Below are 15251 nucleotides of genomic sequence, written 5' to 3'. Positions count from 1 at the left end.
TGCTGTCTGAAACAGAGACCCGGCAAAAAACAAAAAGGCCGTCTGAAAAGCATTCTGGCTTTTTCAGACGGCATGAGTCAGGGAGTTGTGATACTGGGAAATCCTATCGGAATCAGGTGTTCTCGTCATCCCAATCTTCATCCCACTCGCGGTAATGGCGTTTGTGATGGCGCTTTGCCTTGTGCTTGCGATCCTTATACCAGTCGCGACGGGCATCGTGCCAGCGGCGTTTACGCTCTTCGCGCGCGTCTTCCTGATTTTTCTTCTTATTGCGGTAGGCATAGGCATTACCCGCCAAACCGCCGGCTGCTGCACCGACCAGCATACCTTTGCCGTTCGCACCCATGATGCCCGCCAGTGCCGCGCCTGCGGCCGCACCGGCCAACGTGGCTTTGGTACGGTTCTCCGTACCGCGCGCCTGAACGGTGGTACTTGGGAAAATCAGCGCAGCGGCGGTCAGCGCGACTGCGATTTGTTTTTTGTAACTCATGTCCTCGTCCTTTCATACATACGGGAGTGAATGTATGGTGATTATGCCCCCATTTCCGCCGCCGTTTTGTAGCCGCTCGGCAAAAGCGCGTAAACAAAACCCGCCCTTTCGTCATCTTACCAAAAGATAACTTTCACGCGCGTAACCATTGTCCGAATGTCACCCTGTCAAGCCCTGCCAGATCAGGCAGCGTTTCCACGTTTTCAAACTCTTGATTTATAAGAATTTTTTGAACCTCATTACCCTGATTGTAACCGTGTTCCAACAAAATCCAACCGCCCGTTTTCAGATATTCCGGCGCACCCGACGCCAGCGCGCGGATGCAGGTCAGGCCGTCTGAAAAATCCGTCAGCGCGTTTTGCGGCTCGAAACGCAGGTCGCCCTGTTGCAGATGCGCATCATCTTTTTCGATATACGGCGGGTTGGAAACAATCACATCATAGCTGTTTTTTTCAGACGGCCTGTCAACCGCAAACCACGAACCGAGCGCAAATTCCACCGCCGCGCCCAGTTTGGCCGCATTGCCCTGCGCCGTTTCCAGTGCCTCCTCGCTGATGTCCGACGCGCGAACCGCTGCATCGGGGCGTTCCAACGCCAACGTCACCGCCACCGCGCCGCTGCCCGTTCCCAAATCCCACACGCGCCCGCCCTGCGGCAGCCGCGCCATCGCCGCTTCGACCAAATGCTCGGTCTCGGGGCGCGGAATCAAAACGCTCGGATTGACCGCAAACATCCGCCCGTAAAACCCGCGTTCACCCAAAATATACGCCACCGGTTCCCCCGCCTGCCGGCGTGCAACCAATGCCGCCAATGCCTCCGCTGCCACACCGGGCAGCGCTTCATTTCCACGCGTTACCAGCTCCGCCCGCGAAAACCCGCCCGCAAACTGCAACAGCATCCGCGCTTCCGAACGCGGCAGCGGACAGGCGCGCAGCCATTCATCCAAAGTCATTTCAGACGGCCTTTTTCCATAAATAAAACGGCCTGCATTATAACAGGCCGTCTGAAAAGGGCTTGGGTTGGCAAGATGCCGTCTGAAAGGTTTGGACTTTTCAGACGGCATTATCATTCGGACGGTTGAGCTTTGCTTAGGGATAAAGCTAAGCGTTCCTCGCGACCTGCCTACTGAAACGCCGTTTGCCGTAGGCCGGGCTTCAGCCCAGCAGGTTTAATGAAATGTTTCGGAAAATTTTGCCGGGCTGAAGCCCGGCCTACAAAGCCTCCTTATTCAGGCCGTCTGAAATATTTTCAGACGGCCTCTGCCCTTCCATCCGACCCTACCACAACGCCAGCGCCGTCAGCGCCATTTCCCGCTGCCCTTTCTGCGGGGCAACGGTTTGGCTGGGCAGCTCTAATTCGTAGCGCAGGCCGCAGCGTTCGGCTTCTAGGATTCGGAAACACAGCCGTCCGGCGAGTTGGTCGGTGCTGCTGTCGGGCGGGTAGTCGCGGTAGGAAATGATGTGGCTGCCGCGGTTTTGTTCCACGGATTCAAAGCGTTTGTCGAGCATTTCGCCGGTTTTGGCGTAGGCTTTCCATGCGATGTGCTGCAATGACGTGCCGTCTTGGTGCGCTTGCAGGTGGGACAGGTCGTCGCTGCTTTGGGCAAACACAGCCTGTGTTTCGCGGCTTTCATCGGCGTGGAAACCCGGCGGGGCATCGTGGGCGATGGGCGCGGGGAAGACGATTTTGTCGCTGTGCCATGTCCACGCGGCTTCGGCGGTGCAGATGCCGAAGGGGGCGGCTGTGGCAATGCGGATTTCAGGCAGGCGCAGATAGCCGCGCATGGGTGCAGTAAGGGTTTGCGGCAGGCTGTCCATACCGTCTGAAAGCGGCCACTGCTGCCAGTTTTCCTGATGGTTGTGCACCAGCCGGAGATGGCGGCGGCGGGTGTTGCCAGCGGCGTTTAGGGTAAACGCGGCGGGCTGGCCTGCGAAAATTTCAGACGGCATCGTCCATTCGAGGCGCAGGCCGGTAAGCTGGCGCAGGTTTTGCATCACGGCGGCAATGATGAAACCGAACAGCCAAAACGCGGCGATGTAGGCGAGGTTGGCTTGGTAGTTCAGCCCGACCAGCCAGAGCAGCCCGACCATCACCGCCAATCCGAGGCCGAGCCGTGTCGGTCTGAAACGGATGTGGCGCAGCGCTGCGGCTTCGTGCGGCGCGACGGGCGGGCAGTTTTCAGACGGCCACATGGTCGAGCATTTCCGTCAGAACCTGCGCCGAAGACACACCCTGCTGCACGGATTTGACGCGGTGGTTGGCCACGGCGACCCACACGGCTTTGATGTCGTCGGGCAAAACGTGGCCGCGCCCCTGCATATACGCCCACGCTTTGGCGGCGTTTACCACGGACAAACCCGCGCGCGGGCTGAGCCCCATCACAAAACGCCCCGATTGGCGCGTGGCCTGAACCAGGCGGAACACATAATCCGCGGCAGCCTGCGAAAACGCGACGTCTGCCGCTTCGTACTGCCAAAGCTGCAAAGTTTCGGCGTTGCACACCGCCTGCAAAGCGCCAATCAGGCTGCGGCTCGTACCCTGAAAATAAAGCTGCCGCTCGGCCTCGGCGCTCGGATAGCCCATGCTCAGGCGCATCATGAAGCGGTCGAGCTGCGATTCGGGCAGCGGAAACGTGCCGAGCTGTTCGGTCGGATTCTGCGTCGCCATCACGATAAACGGGCGCGGCAGAGGGTAGGTTTTGCCGTCCACCGAAACCTGCCGCTCCTCCATCGCCTCCAGCAGCGCGGATTGCAGCTTGGGCGACGCGCGGTTGATTTCGTCGGCAAGCAGAAATTCGTGGAACACGGGGCCGGCGTGAAACTCGAATCTGCCCTCGTTCGGCCGGAAAATGTTCACGCCGAGCAGGTCGGAAGGCAACATATCGTTGGTGAACTGAACGCGCTGGTAGCGCAAACCCAAAACCGCCGCCGTACCCTGCGACAGCGTGGTTTTACCGACGCCCGGCACGTCTTCGAGCAGAATGTGCCCGCCCGCCAAGACTGCGGCGAAAAGCTGCTGCAAAACGTGTTCCTTGCCCAGAATCAGACCGCCGAGCTGATGTAATGCGTGTTGGATTTTTGTATTCATGATTGTTAATTTCGTCATTATAAATTCAGACGGCATTTTAACACGACAAACGGCATCAGGCCGTCTGAAAACGACGAAACGATATTTCAGACGGCCTTGAGTGTTGTATCAGCGGGAAGGTTTGAGGAAATCAGGATGGCAGCAGTAGGTACGGTTAGCCGCCCCAAAGGCGGCGTAACCGTACAAACCCGCAAAAGCCGTATCGCACAAATCCCCAAAGCCCGCAGCCTTATTTTTCAGACGGCATAGCCGGCAGGTACGTCCAAACAGCGTACGGTTACGCCGCTTTAGAGCGGCTAACCGTACCTACCACTATTCAAAACGAGGCCGTCTGACTTCGGCTGCGCTCAGCAACCAATTTTCAGACGGCCTCGTTCACAAAAAAAACAGCCTAACGCCTAACCCGCGTCCAGCGGTTTCCAATCCGCACTTTTGCCTTTCACGGGCGGCAGGAAGTCCAAGCCCAACGGTTGCAGGTTCCAGAGGTAATCGGAATAGCCGTAGCGGTCGGGGCGGTCGAGGTCGATTTCGGTTTGGATTTCGGCTTCGCGGCCTTCTTTAATCAGCGTGGCGAAATTCGGGTTGATGAGCACGGTTTTGCCGAACGCGAGGAACTCTGCCCAGCCGGTGTTCAGCGCGTTTAACGCATCGTCGGCGGTAAACAGGTTGCCGACGCCGATGAGCGGCAGCGCGCCGCCGAGACGTTCGTGAATCAGGTCGAGGCGGCTGCGCACGGTGTCGGCGCCGCGGCGGGCTTTTTTGTAGAAATCCCACAGCGAAGCGTGCAGATATTGCAGCGGTTTCTGTTTCAGCGCGTCAATCAGCGCGAAGGTGTCGGCCATTGTGATGCCGTCTTCCTGCGGCTCTTCGGGTGAGAAGCGGTAGCCGACGATAAAATCATCGCGGGCGTGTTTGGCTTTCGCCGCGCACACGGCGTCCACCACCGCCATCGGGAAACGCAGGCGGTTTTCGATGCTGCCGCCCCATTGGTCGCTGCGGCGGTTGAAATGTCCGGACACGAATTGTTGCAGCAGATAGCCGTTGGCGCCGTGGATTTCCACGCCGTCAAAGCCTGCGCGGATGGCCAAATCGGTTGCAAAACCAAAGGCTTGAATCACGTTTGCGATTTCTTCTTCCGTCATCGCGCGGGCGGCGGTAGTCGGCGTGCCGGTGGAACTCACACCGGGCGGCACGTCGGACGGCGCGACTTTGTCCGCCCCGCCGATGAGTTCGTCAACCGCCTGATAACCGCCGTGATGAAGCTGCAAAACCGGCTTGGCGCCCTGTTTTTTAATAATATTGGCCGCCTCGGTCAGACCGGCAAGCTGCGTTTCGGCAAACGCGCCCGGCTCGCCCGCAAACGCCTTGCCCTCGGGCGACACCAGCGTCGCCGCCATGATAAACATGCCGAAATCCTGCGCACGGTTGCCGATAAACGTGCGCTCGGCGTCGGAAAGCGTGCCGTCTTCGTTTGACGCCCAATGCGTCATCGGCGCGACGACGAGGCGGTTTTTGATTTCGACGCCGTTGTTGAGCGTATAGGGCTGAAACAGCGGCGCGTATTTTTCGTGGGTCATTTTTTTGCCTTCTTTAAAGTGAAACGTTGTGTTGATGTTGGCACGGTTTGGCAGATTTCAAGCACGGGGGAAGATAAAGGCCTGAGGCTTTTGCAAAAGTCTCAGGCCGTCTGAAAACCGTACAGACAACAATGCCGTCTGAAAACTAACAAACTTTTCAGACGGCATCTTAATCAATCCCAACCGTTCGTACGATTACGCCGCTTGCGGCGGCTAATCGTACCTACGCAGTTGAAAGACGGCCTATTCCACCCACTGAACCACTTCTTCCACAGGTTTGCGCGCTTTTTTGGCGATGTCTTTGGCGCGGTAGCCGAAAGTGCACATCGTCGCGATGCCCCATTCGGCAGGGTCGAACACGCCCGCGTCGGTGAAGAGTTGGTTCACTTTGTCGTATTCCAAACCCTCAATCGGGCATGAGTCGATGCCGATTAACGCCGCGCCGGTCATCATATTGCCCAGCGCGATATAGGTTTGCTTGGCCGCCCAGTCAAACAGCGTCTGCTCGTTTGCCGCCTGTTTCATATCGTTTACCTGAAACGCCTTATATTTTGCCAAACCTGCCTCAAGCTGTTCGCCCGAGAGGCCGCGGCGGATCAAGACGTTGCGCATGAATTCGCTGTCGTAGCGGGCGTTTTTCTTGGCCAGAATGACCACCAGATGGCTGCAATCGTCCAACTGCCCTGCAACGCCCCAGCCTATGGGTTTGATGGCATCGCGCAGCGCTTTGTTTTGGACAACCACGAATTTCCACGGCTCGGAGCCGACGGAGCTGGGCGAAAGCCGCCCCAATTCGAGGATGTAGTCCATGTCTTCGCGGCTGATTTTTCGGCTGCCGTCGTAGTGGCGGCAGGCTGCACGGAAGGTGAACGCGTTTAAAACGTCTTGTTTGGATACGGTCATTTTTCAGCCTCGTTTACAGAGTTGGAAAGAATGGGAACATTATACGGCGGACGTTCGCCCGGGGAGAAGCGTTGGGGCGGTTTGCCGAACAGGAAGTACCCGCACTGAGCGTAATCGAAGTGTCAGACGTCCTGAGACCTTTATAAAAATCAAAAAGGCCGTCTGAAAATTTTCAGACGGCCTTTTACGCTCTTACCGGCCTACTTCTTCAATCTTCCATGCAGTTCCTGCACGCTGTAAACATGCGTGTCGTTCAAACTGCGCAAGCCCGTGCTGATGGCTTCGCCGCCGGCTACGGTGGTGTATTGCGGGATGCGCTGGGTGAGCGCGCTGCGGCGGATGCTGTGGCTGTCGGTGACGGATTGGGGATCGCTGCCGACGGTGTTGACGACGACGGCGATATCGCCGTTTTTAATCATGTCCACGATATGCGGGCGGCCTTCGAGCACTTTGTTGACCGGCTGGGCGATGACGCCGTGTTCGGCCAGATACGCTGCGGTGCCGCGGGTGGCGCAGAGGCCGTAGCCGAGCGATTGGAAGTTTTTGGCGGTTTGCAGCACCAGCGGTTTGTCTTCGTCGCGCACGGCGATAAAGACTTTGCCGATGGCAGTGAAGCGCTCGCCTGCGCCAAGCTGGGCTTTGAGGTAGGCTTCTCCGAAGGTTTCGGCCACGCCCATCACTTCGCCGGTTGAGCGCATTTCGGGGCCTAAAATCGTGTCCACGCCGGGAAATTTGATGAAGGGGAACACGGCTTCTTTGACGGCGTAGAAGTCGGGGATGACTTCTTTTTCAACGCCTTGTTCTTTCAGCGAAATTCCAGCCATCGCGCGTGCGCCGACTTTGGCGAGCGGCACGCTGGTGGCTTTGGAGACGAACGGTACGGTGCGGCTGGCGCGCGGGTTCACTTCGAGTACGAACACCACGCCGTCCTGCACGGCGAACTGTACGTTCATCAGGCCGACCACGTTCAGCGCATAGGCCATAGCTTTGGTTTGGCGGCGGATTTCGTCTTGGATTTCAACGCTTAAGGAATACGGCGGCAGCGAGCAGCCGGAGTCGCCCGAGTGGATGCCGGCCTGTTCGACGTGCTGCATGATGCCGCCGATGACGACGTCGGTGCCGTCTGAAACGCAGTCCACGTCCACTTCGATGGCGTTGTTCAGGAAGAAATCGATCAGCACGGGGCTGTCTTCGGAAACCTGAACGGCTTCGCGCATATAGGTTTTGAGCTGTTCCTGCGAATGCACCACCTGCATGGCGCGGCCACCGAGTACGTAAGACGGGCGCACCACCAGCGGATAACCGATTTCTTCCGCCAAAACAAGGGCTTCTTCTTCGTTGCGCGCGGTACGGTTGGGCGGTTGGCGCAGGCCGAGGTCGTTCAGCACTTTTTGGAAACGTTCGCGGTCTTCGGCGGCGTCGATGCTGTCGGCGGACGTGCCGATGATGTTCACGCCGTTTTCAACCAGCGCGTTGGCGAGTTTGAGCGGGGTTTGCCCGCCGTAATGCACAATCACGCCCCACGGGTTTTCTTTTTTCACGATTTCCAGCACGTCTTCCAGCGTGAGCGGCTCGAAGTAGAGGCGGTCGCTGGTGTCGAAGTCGGTGGACACGGTTTCGGGGTTGCAGTTCACCATGATGGTTTCGAAACCGCTTTCGCGCAGGGCGAGCGCGGCGTGTACGCAGCAGTAGTCGAACTCGATGCCTTGGCCGATGCGGTTGGGGCCGCCGCCCAAAATCATCACTTTTTTGTTTTCAGACGGCCTCGCTTCGCATTCTTCTTCGTAGGTGGAGTAGAGGTAGGCGGTGTCGGACTGGAACTCGGCGGCGCAGGTGTCCACGCGCTTGTACACGGGGTGCAGCTTCAGGCCGTAGCGGTGTTCGCGCACTTCTTTTTCAGACAGGCCTAGCAGTTGCGCCAAACGCCTGTCTGAAAAACCTTTGCGTTTCAGACGGCGTAAGGTGTTGAAATCCAAATCTTTCAGGCTGCCTGAAGCGACGGTTTGCTCTTCTTTCACCAAGTCTTCGATTTGCGCCAAGAACCACGGGTCGATGGCGCAGATTTCGTGGATTTCGGCGATGGTGAAGCCCGCACGGAACGCGTCGGCGACATACAGAATGCGGTCGGGGCCTGGGTTGGCCAGTTCGCGGCGGATTTCGGCTTTGTCGTCGGTTTTCGGGTTGAAGCCGCACAAGCCGGTTTCCAGCCCGCGCAGGGCTTTCTGCATGGATTCCTGAATGGTGCGCCCCATCGCCATCACTTCGCCCACCGATTTCATCTGCGTGGTCAGGCGGTCGTCGGCGGCGGGGAATTTTTCAAAGGCAAAACGCGGGATTTTCGTTACCACATAATCAATCGAAGGCTCGAACGATGCCGGCGTGCGGCCGCCGGTGATGTCGTTGCGCAATTCGTCCAAAGTGAAACCCACCGCCAGCTTGGCCGCCACTTTCGCAATCGGAAAGCCCGTGGCCTTGGAAGCCAGCGCCGAAGAACGGCTCACGCGCGGGTTCATCTCGATCACAATCATCTCGCCGTTGGCCGGGTTTACCGCAAACTGCACATTGGAGCCGCCCGTGTCCACGCCGATTTCGCGCAACACCGCCAAACTCGCGTTGCGCATGATTTGGTATTCCTTGTCAGTAAGCGTTTGCGCGGGCGCAACCGTGATGCTGTCGCCCGTGTGCACGCCCATCGGGTCGAAGTTTTCGATGGAACAGATGATGATGCAGTTGTCGTTTTTGTCGCGCACCACCTCCATTTCGTACTCTTTCCAGCCGAGGACGGACTGTTCAATCAGCAACTCATGCGTGGGCGACGCATCGAAACCGCGTTCGCAAATCGCCAAAAACTCGTCTTTATTGTAGGCAATGCCGCCGCCCGAACCGCCCATCGTGAAAGACGGACGGATGAGCGTCGGAAAGCCGACCTGTTCCTGCGCCGCCAAGGCTTCGTTCATCGTGTGGCAGACAAAAGATTTCGGGCAGGAGAGGCCGATTTTCTCCATCGCCTCCTTAAAGCGGCCGCGGTCTTCCGCCTTGTCAATCGCGTCTTCCGTCGCGCCGATTAACTCGACGTTATACTTCGCCAGCACACCGTTGCGCGCCAAATCCAGCGCGCAGTTCAACGCCGTCTGGCCGCCCATGGTCGGCAGCACCGCATCAGGGCGCTCCTTGGCGATAATCTTTTCCACGGTCTGCCACATAATCGGCTCGATATAGGTAACGTCGGCCATATCGGGGTCGGTCATAATCGTGGCAGGGTTGGAATTGACGAGAATGACTTTATAGCCCTCCTCGCGCAAAGCCTTGCACGCTTGCGCGCCGGAATAGTCGAACTCGCAGGCCTGGCCGATTACGATGGGGCCGGCGCCGATGATTAGGATGGATTTTAGGTCGGTACGTTTGGGCATGGTGTTTTACCTTAGAGATTTTGAGTTATTTAAAGCTATATTTAACGGGATTGCTGGCACTCCGTTTACGATATTCTTCGGGCAGCCTTTTGCGTTGATATTTATGGCGTACTTCATTATTTTTAGAAAGTGATTCTCCGTGAAAACCAAAACGTCCTTCTATGGTTTCATTAAGCTCAGGAAAATTTTCCTTAGTAGCAGGCAGCCATTCATGCGCTTGCAAAACATCCACAATTAAGCCTTTTTCAACCGCCAAGATGTAATGCGCACGCTTTGCCCGCTCAACATCAAGCCGCCAGGCTAGGCGAACAGCATCATAAGCTGATTTTTCTTTATCTAAAGAACGATTAATATTAATAATCAATAAATTGTGATTACTGTCAAATTGTGCAACAGGTGCATCGTATTTACCTTGTATTTCGGATACATGCATCGAACCAAATTCACTATTGCCATGCCCGTTTTGTTCATTTGATAGCCCTGGATAGGCATCTATTAAAGCAGCTTCTACTTCAAAAGCGGTTTTCTCATTCATGCCATGTCGATGAATGATATGGATAACTTCCAATCCGGCTTTTTGGATAGCGCGAATCCTACTATATTTCAAAGTCAGTTCATCTTCGCCATCTTCCGTTATTTTCAAACATTGTTTCAAATGTTCAAAAACTCGGTTGTCCTTGCCTTTGCCCACATAAAAAGTTTCACCATTTCTTGGGTCAATTAAGCGGTAAACGTAATATGCAAGGGCTTTGCAAACTTCAGATGAAAACTTGTTCATATTCTTTTTTCCTCAAATGTATTTAGATAGCAAGCGTAGGTTGGGTTGAAAACCCAACATTACATCGTTCAATTATTTCAAAACGTTGGGTTCGACAACCCAACTTCTTTAACGGGTCAATACCCAACCTCTTCTTAAATTTAACGGTTTTGTTGGGTTTGCAACCCAACCTACGGGGTTGCTGTTGTTTCAAAGCAACCGTAGGTCGGGCATTTATGCCCGACTGTTACTTGGGTGCGAATTATTTCGGGCATTAATGCCCGACCTACCAAAAGCAAGCAAGCGTAGGTTGGGTCGTGACCCAACATTTTCTTAAATTTCACGGTCTTGTTGGGTTTGGCAACCCAACCTACGGCGTTGCCGAAACTTCAAAGGCCGTCTGAAAACGTGGAATTTCTGTGTAGGTTGGATCATGACCCAACGCTTTCTTAAATTTCACGGTTCTGTTGGGTTTGGCAACCCAACCTACGGTGTTGCCGAAACTTCAAAGGCCGTCTGAAAACGTGGAATTTCTGTGTAGGTTGGGTCATGACCCAACGCTTTCTTAAATCCTACGGCTTTGTCGGGTTTGGCAACCCAACCTACCGTTATTCCCCAAAATTTCCTTCAATTTCCGCGCCGTTGCCCGCCCAATCTTTCGGCAAAATCCCGTTTGCCACATACCGGTGAAACGATGAAAACGGCCAATCCGCCACGCGCGTTACATATCCGTGTTTGACGGGATTGAAATGAATGTAATCAATATGGGCATTCAAATCGCGCTCGTCGCGGATTTCGTGTTCCCAATAACGCCGCTGCCAAATACCGCGTTCGTTTTTGCTTTGGCGTGAAGCGGACAGGTTTTCTGTCTTGGGTAACGCCTGCGAGAATTTGGCTTTAATCAAGCGCAGGCGGGTGGGGTAGTCGCTGTCGTTTTCAGGCAGCCTGACCAATAAATGCAGGTGTTCGGGTAAAACGCATACGGCAATGATTTCAAAAGGATGCCGTTTTTTGACCACATAAAATGCCTGTCTTAATTCGTCAATATGCCGCACCAGCGTGTCTTGTTTCCTGTCTTGCAGGGCAAGGGTAAAGAAATAGCAGCCGCCTCGGGTAAAGGCACGACGGTAGCGCATGGCGGTTCCTGTGTTTCATGTGATTGGGTGTTTTGAATTCGAGACGCGATGCGTCACAAACCATACTTAAATTCAGCCCAATCGTTTTTGTTGGGTTTTCAACCCAACCTACGGTATTGCCGAAATTTCAAAGGCCGTCTGAAAATTCGGCTGCCGTCATTCCCGTGTAGGCGGGAATCTATGGTTAAAATCAAGCAATATGCTGTTTTGAAATATGTTTCATAAAATCAGGCATGGATTCCTGCCTGCACCGGAATAACGGCAGTTGGCATTTTGTCTGTTGCAAACGGCTTTGAGGCAGACATTTTGTTTTGTGCAAAGGTCTCAGCTAGAACGGTTTTTCAGACGGCCTTATTGTGTGGCAGGCCGTCTGAAAGTTTTATGCTGCTTTGGCCGCTTTCATGCTGTCGATGAATTTGTCGAACAGGTAGGCGACGTCGTGCGGGCCGGGGCTGGCTTCGGGGTGACCTTGGAAACTGAAGGCGGCGCGGTCGGTGAGTTCGATGCCTTGCACGGTGCCGTCGAACAGGGAACGGTGGGTAACGCGCACGTTGTCGGGCAGGGTGTTTTCGTCGACTTGGAAGCCGTGGTTTTGGCTGGTAATCATCACGCGGCCGCTGTCCAAATCCTGCACGGGGTGGTTGGCGCCGTGGTGGCCGAAGGGCATTTTGCTGGTTTTGGCGCCGCTGGCGAGGCCGAGCAGTTGGTGGCCGAGGCAGATGCCGAATACGGGTTTGCGGGTGGCAAGGATTTCCCGAATGGCGGTGATGGCGTAGCCGCAGGGTTCGGGGTCGCCGGGGCCGTTGGACAGGAATACGCCGTCGGGGTTCATGGCGAGCACGTCGGCGGCGGGGGTTTGCGCGGGCACGACGGTCAGGCGGCAACCGCGTTCGGCAAGCATACGCAGGATATTGGTTTTGACGCCGAAGTCGTAGGCGACGACGTGGTAGGGCATTTCAGACGGCCTGCCGAAGCCTTTGCCGAGCTGCCATTCGCCTTCGGTCCATTGGTAGGCTTCGGATACGGTTACTTCTTTGGCGAGGTCTTTGCCGACCATGCTGCCGAATTGGGCGATGAGTTCGCGGGCTTTTTCGGCGGTGGCGTCGGCGCCGGTGAGAATGGCACCGGCCTGTGCGCCTTTGTCGCGCAGGATACGGGTGAGACGGCGGGTGTCGATGTCGGCGATGGCAACGGTTTGGTTGCGAACAAGATATTCCTGCAGGCTTTCACTGCTGCGGAAGTTGCTGTGCAGCAGGGGCAGGTCGCGGATAATCAGGCCGGCGGCATAGACGGCGCGGCTTTCGGTGTCTTCGCCGTTGGTGCCGGTGTTGCCGATGTAGGGGTAGGTCAGGGTAACGATTTGTTTGCAGTAAGACGGGTCGGTGAGGATTTCCTGATAGCCGGTCATCGAGGTGTTGAACACTACCTCGCCGGAAGTCGAACCGTCAAAACCGACGGATACGCCGTGAAATACGCTGCCGTCTGCGAGAACCAAAAGTGCCGGAGTAGTCATGGGGGAATTCCTGTCTGCGTGATTTTTTTGAAGAGGCCGTCTGAAAACTGGGGTTGCTTTTCAGACGGCCTGTAAGGTATCTGCTTAAAGTATCAGGTTAAAAAAAAACACGCCCCGCAGATTTCAAACCTGCGTAACGTGCTTTTTTCGGCCTCAGCCGCCATCTCGGGCTGCGCCGTAGAAGCAATGCATTCTAAGCCAAAACGGCTTCGGTTTCAAGGCGGCAGAGGAAATTTTGTTGACAATCTGTCTGGAAGTCCTGCTGTGTTGGCTTTAGGGTTTATTCTAAGTGTTTGAAACGGCAGATCATAAGGAAAAAGGCTGTCTGAATTTTTCAGACGGCCTTTTCTCGAATCTGGCCCCGCCGACAGGAATCGAACCTGTATTTTACGCTTAGGAGGCATACGTTCTATCCGTTGAACTACGGCGAGGTTCCCAAAACTTTATCAGCTTACCCGCGCCAGCGATTCCTCCGCCAGTTGGCGCATGGCTTCGGTGATTTCGTTCTGCGGCAGCGCGTTCAGGCAAGCCACCGCCTGTTCCACCGCCTTGCGCGCCTCACCGACGGAATACGCCAGCGCATCGGAATTGACGACATGGTCGTGGATTTTCTCAAAATAACTGCGGTCGGCATTTTCCAAAGCCGTGCGCACATCGTTTGCCGCCTGTTCCGAGCCGTTTCGCATCAGATAAATCAGCGGCAGCGTCGGCTTGCCCTCGGCCAAATCGTCGCCGACGTTTTTGCCGATTTCTTCCGTTTCGCCCGAATAATCCAACACATCGTCAATGATTTGGAACGCCGTGCCGACGTACATCCCGTAATCCTTCAGCGCCTGTTCCTGCTCGGGCGTGGCACCGCCCAAAATCGCGCCGACCTGCGCGGCGGCTTCAAACAGCTTGGCGGTTTTGTATTGAATCACCCGAACATATTCGGCTTCGGTAATGTCGGTGTTGCCGATGTTCATCAGCTGCATCACCTCACCCTCGGCAATGATGTTGGTCGCATCCGCCATCACTTCCAAAATCTTCATGCTGCCCGAACCGACCATCAGTTGGAACGCGCGCGTATATAAGAAGTCGCCCACCAACACCGCCGCCGCGTTGCCAAACAGATTATTGGCCGTTTTTCGTCCACGCCGCAATTCGCTCTCATCGACCACATCGTCGTGCAACAGCGTCGAAGTATGGATAAATTCCACCATCGCCGCCAACGAATACAGTTTTTCATCATCATAACCGACCGCCTTGCCCGCCAAAATCGTGATAATCGGGCGCAAACGCTTGCCGCCTGCGCCGATAATGTAGGTACCGATTTGGGAAATCAGCGCCACATCAGACTGCACGGCCTGGTTGACGACCACATTGACTTTGGCCAAATCATCGGGCAAATGGCGTTGGAAATAAGGCAGATTTTCGAGCATGACAGAAACTTTAACGGGAAACGCAAACGCGCAGGGTTTGTCGGCAGGATAAGAATGTTACGGCACGCGATTATAGCAGCAACGTGCCGACAAAACATCTTTCCGCTGCCCTTTTCAGACGGCATCATACCGCAGACTGCCAAGCACCCGAAATATCTTTGACAAAACAGCCCGATACCGATAAAATTCCGCGTTCTGCACATGGCGTGCAGATTGATTTAACCATAATTCTCATGGAGTTGAGTATGTACGCGGTCGTAAAAACCGGCGGTAAACAATACAAAGTTACCGTTGGCGAAAAATTGAAAGTAGAACAGATACCAGCCGAACTCGACAGCCAAATCGAACTGACCGAAGTTTTGATGATTGCTGACGGCGAATCTGTAAAAGTAGGCGCACCTTTTATCGAAGGCGCAAAAGTAACGGCTAAAGTAGTGGCACACGGTCGTGGCGAAAAAATCCGCATTTTCAAAATGCGCCGCCGCAAACACTACCAAAAACGCCAAGGCCACCGTCAGAATTTCACCCAAATCGAAATCGTGGCAATCGCCTAATTTCAAGCTAGTTTAGGAGTATTACAAATGGCAAGTAAAAAAGCAGGCGGCAGCACCCGCAACGGCCGCGATTCAGAAGCCAAACGACTGGGCGTGAAAGCCTACGGCAACGAGCTGATTCCCGCCGGTTCCATCATCGTCCGCCAACGCGGCACCAAATTCCACGCCGGCGACAACGTAGGCATGGGCAAAGACCACACCCTGTTTGCCAAAGTGGACGGCTACGTCGAGTTCAAAACCAAAGGTGCATTGAACCGCAAAACCGTTAGCATCCGCCCTTACACCGGCGAAGAATAAGCGGCATCAGGAAAAACGCGCTTCTTTTTTTGGGAGGCGCGTTTTTTGTTTGCCAGTTTCCGTTTTTACCACGCCAAAGCGGGAAAAGGCCGTCTGAAAAGCCGTT

The 15251-nt window shown here is 55.2% G+C and carries 13 protein-coding genes and 1 tRNA gene; 2 read left to right on the top strand and 12 right to left on the bottom strand.

The genetic code is table 11. The features are described 5' to 3' along the window. Positions 1–112 precede the first annotated feature (112 nt). From BG910_RS08050 to BG910_RS07995, 12 genes are all read right to left on the bottom strand, one after another. A complete protein-coding gene (locus tag BG910_RS08050) occupies positions 113–490 on the bottom strand; it encodes a glycine zipper domain-containing protein (RefSeq protein ID WP_089036388.1) in 378 nt (125 codons plus the stop codon). A 133-nt stretch (positions 491–623) separates the two neighbouring features. Next, positions 624–1442: a peptide chain release factor N(5)-glutamine methyltransferase gene (prmC, locus tag BG910_RS08045; RefSeq protein ID WP_089036387.1), complete on the bottom strand. Its 819-nt coding sequence runs from the start codon at positions 1440–1442 to the stop codon at positions 624–626. Positions 1443–1767: 325 nt separating this feature from the next. After that, entirely contained in the window at positions 1768–2682 is a 915-nt protein-coding gene (locus tag BG910_RS08040) for a DUF58 domain-containing protein (protein ID WP_089036386.1), read from the bottom strand. Then, positions 2669–3577 (bottom strand): AAA family ATPase, encoded by a 909-nt coding sequence (locus BG910_RS08035; RefSeq protein ID WP_089036385.1) that lies wholly within the window; start codon positions 3575–3577, stop codon positions 2669–2671. The genes BG910_RS08040 and BG910_RS08035 overlap by 14 nt, the downstream gene beginning before the upstream one ends. Positions 3578–3975: 398 nt before the next feature. Next, complete coding sequence (locus BG910_RS08030; RefSeq protein ID WP_089036384.1) at positions 3976–5154, bottom strand: NADH-dependent flavin oxidoreductase; 1179 nt, start codon at positions 5152–5154, stop codon at positions 3976–3978. Between the two features lie 243 nt (positions 5155–5397). After that, entirely contained in the window at positions 5398–6057 is a 660-nt protein-coding gene (locus tag BG910_RS08025; RefSeq protein WP_089036383.1) for an NAD(P)H-dependent oxidoreductase, read from the bottom strand. 200 nt (positions 6058–6257) lie between these two features. Continuing rightward, positions 6258–9467: a carbamoyl-phosphate synthase large subunit gene (gene carB, locus BG910_RS08020; protein WP_089036382.1), complete on the bottom strand. Its 3210-nt coding sequence runs from the start codon at positions 9465–9467 to the stop codon at positions 6258–6260. A 25-nt stretch (positions 9468–9492) separates the two neighbouring features. After that, on the bottom strand, positions 9493–10245 hold the full coding sequence (locus tag BG910_RS08015) for an LEM-3-like GIY-YIG domain-containing protein (RefSeq protein ID WP_089036381.1): 753 nt from the start codon (positions 10243–10245) through the stop codon (positions 9493–9495). A 587-nt stretch (positions 10246–10832) separates the two neighbouring features. Continuing rightward, positions 10833–11360, bottom strand: a complete 528-nt coding sequence (locus tag BG910_RS08010) for an REP-associated tyrosine transposase (protein WP_089036380.1) — start codon at positions 11358–11360, stop codon at positions 10833–10835. Between the two features lie 379 nt (positions 11361–11739). After that, positions 11740–12873 (bottom strand): glutamine-hydrolyzing carbamoyl-phosphate synthase small subunit, encoded by a 1134-nt coding sequence (carA, locus tag BG910_RS08005; protein WP_089036379.1) that lies wholly within the window; start codon positions 12871–12873, stop codon positions 11740–11742. Positions 12874–13229: 356 nt separating this feature from the next. Continuing rightward, positions 13230–13304, bottom strand: a tRNA-Arg gene (locus BG910_RS08000). A gap of 15 nt (positions 13305–13319) precedes the next feature. Further along, positions 13320–14294, bottom strand: a complete 975-nt coding sequence (locus BG910_RS07995) for a polyprenyl synthetase family protein (protein WP_089036378.1) — start codon at positions 14292–14294, stop codon at positions 13320–13322. Positions 14295–14539: 245 nt separating this feature from the next. Here BG910_RS07995 and rplU point away from each other — a divergent pair, with 245 nt between their 5' ends. Continuing rightward, entirely contained in the window at positions 14540–14848 is a 309-nt protein-coding gene (gene rplU / locus BG910_RS07990; protein ID WP_089036377.1) for a 50S ribosomal protein L21, read from the top strand. Positions 14849–14875: 27 nt separating this feature from the next. Then, entirely contained in the window at positions 14876–15145 is a 270-nt protein-coding gene (gene rpmA, locus BG910_RS07985) for a 50S ribosomal protein L27 (RefSeq protein ID WP_066080875.1), read from the top strand. The last annotated feature ends 106 nt before the right edge of the window (positions 15146–15251 follow it).

It is taken from the genome of Neisseria chenwenguii (assembly GCF_002216145.1).
Classification (GTDB): domain Bacteria; phylum Pseudomonadota; class Gammaproteobacteria; order Burkholderiales; family Neisseriaceae; genus Neisseria; species Neisseria chenwenguii.
This window is presented reverse-complemented; position numbering and strand designations above follow the sequence as displayed.

Bases quoted from the DNA above. Each gene is read 5' to 3' on its own strand.
- BG910_RS07995 (WP_089036378.1), bottom strand. From the start codon at position 14,294: ATGCTCGAAAATCTGCCTTATTTCCAACGCCATTTGCCCGATGATTTG.
- prmC (WP_089036387.1), bottom strand. From the start codon at position 1,442: ATGACTTTGGATGAATGGCTGCGCGCCTGTCCGCTGCCGCGTTCGGAA.
- BG910_RS08050 (WP_089036388.1), bottom strand. From the start codon at position 490: ATGAGTTACAAAAAACAAATCGCAGTCGCGCTGACCGCCGCTGCGCTG.
- BG910_RS08015 (WP_089036381.1), bottom strand. From the start codon at position 10,245: ATGAACAAGTTTTCATCTGAAGTTTGCAAAGCCCTTGCATATTACGTT.
- BG910_RS08040 (WP_089036386.1), bottom strand. From the start codon at position 2,682: ATGTGGCCGTCTGAAAACTGCCCGCCCGTCGCGCCGCACGAAGCCGCA.
- carA (WP_089036379.1), bottom strand. From the start codon at position 12,873: ATGACTACTCCGGCACTTTTGGTTCTCGCAGACGGCAGCGTATTTCAC.
- BG910_RS08010 (WP_089036380.1), bottom strand. From the start codon at position 11,360: ATGCGCTACCGTCGTGCCTTTACCCGAGGCGGCTGCTATTTCTTTACC.
- carB (WP_089036382.1), bottom strand. From the start codon at position 9,467: ATGCCCAAACGTACCGACCTAAAATCCATCCTAATCATCGGCGCCGGC.
- BG910_RS08025 (WP_089036383.1), bottom strand. From the start codon at position 6,057: ATGACCGTATCCAAACAAGACGTTTTAAACGCGTTCACCTTCCGTGCA.
- rpmA (WP_066080875.1), top strand. From the start codon at position 14,876: ATGGCAAGTAAAAAAGCAGGCGGCAGCACCCGCAACGGCCGCGATTCA.
- BG910_RS08030 (WP_089036384.1), bottom strand. From the start codon at position 5,154: ATGACCCACGAAAAATACGCGCCGCTGTTTCAGCCCTATACGCTCAAC.
- rplU (WP_089036377.1), top strand. From the start codon at position 14,540: ATGTACGCGGTCGTAAAAACCGGCGGTAAACAATACAAAGTTACCGTT.
- BG910_RS08035 (WP_089036385.1), bottom strand. From the start codon at position 3,577: ATGAATACAAAAATCCAACACGCATTACATCAGCTCGGCGGTCTGATT.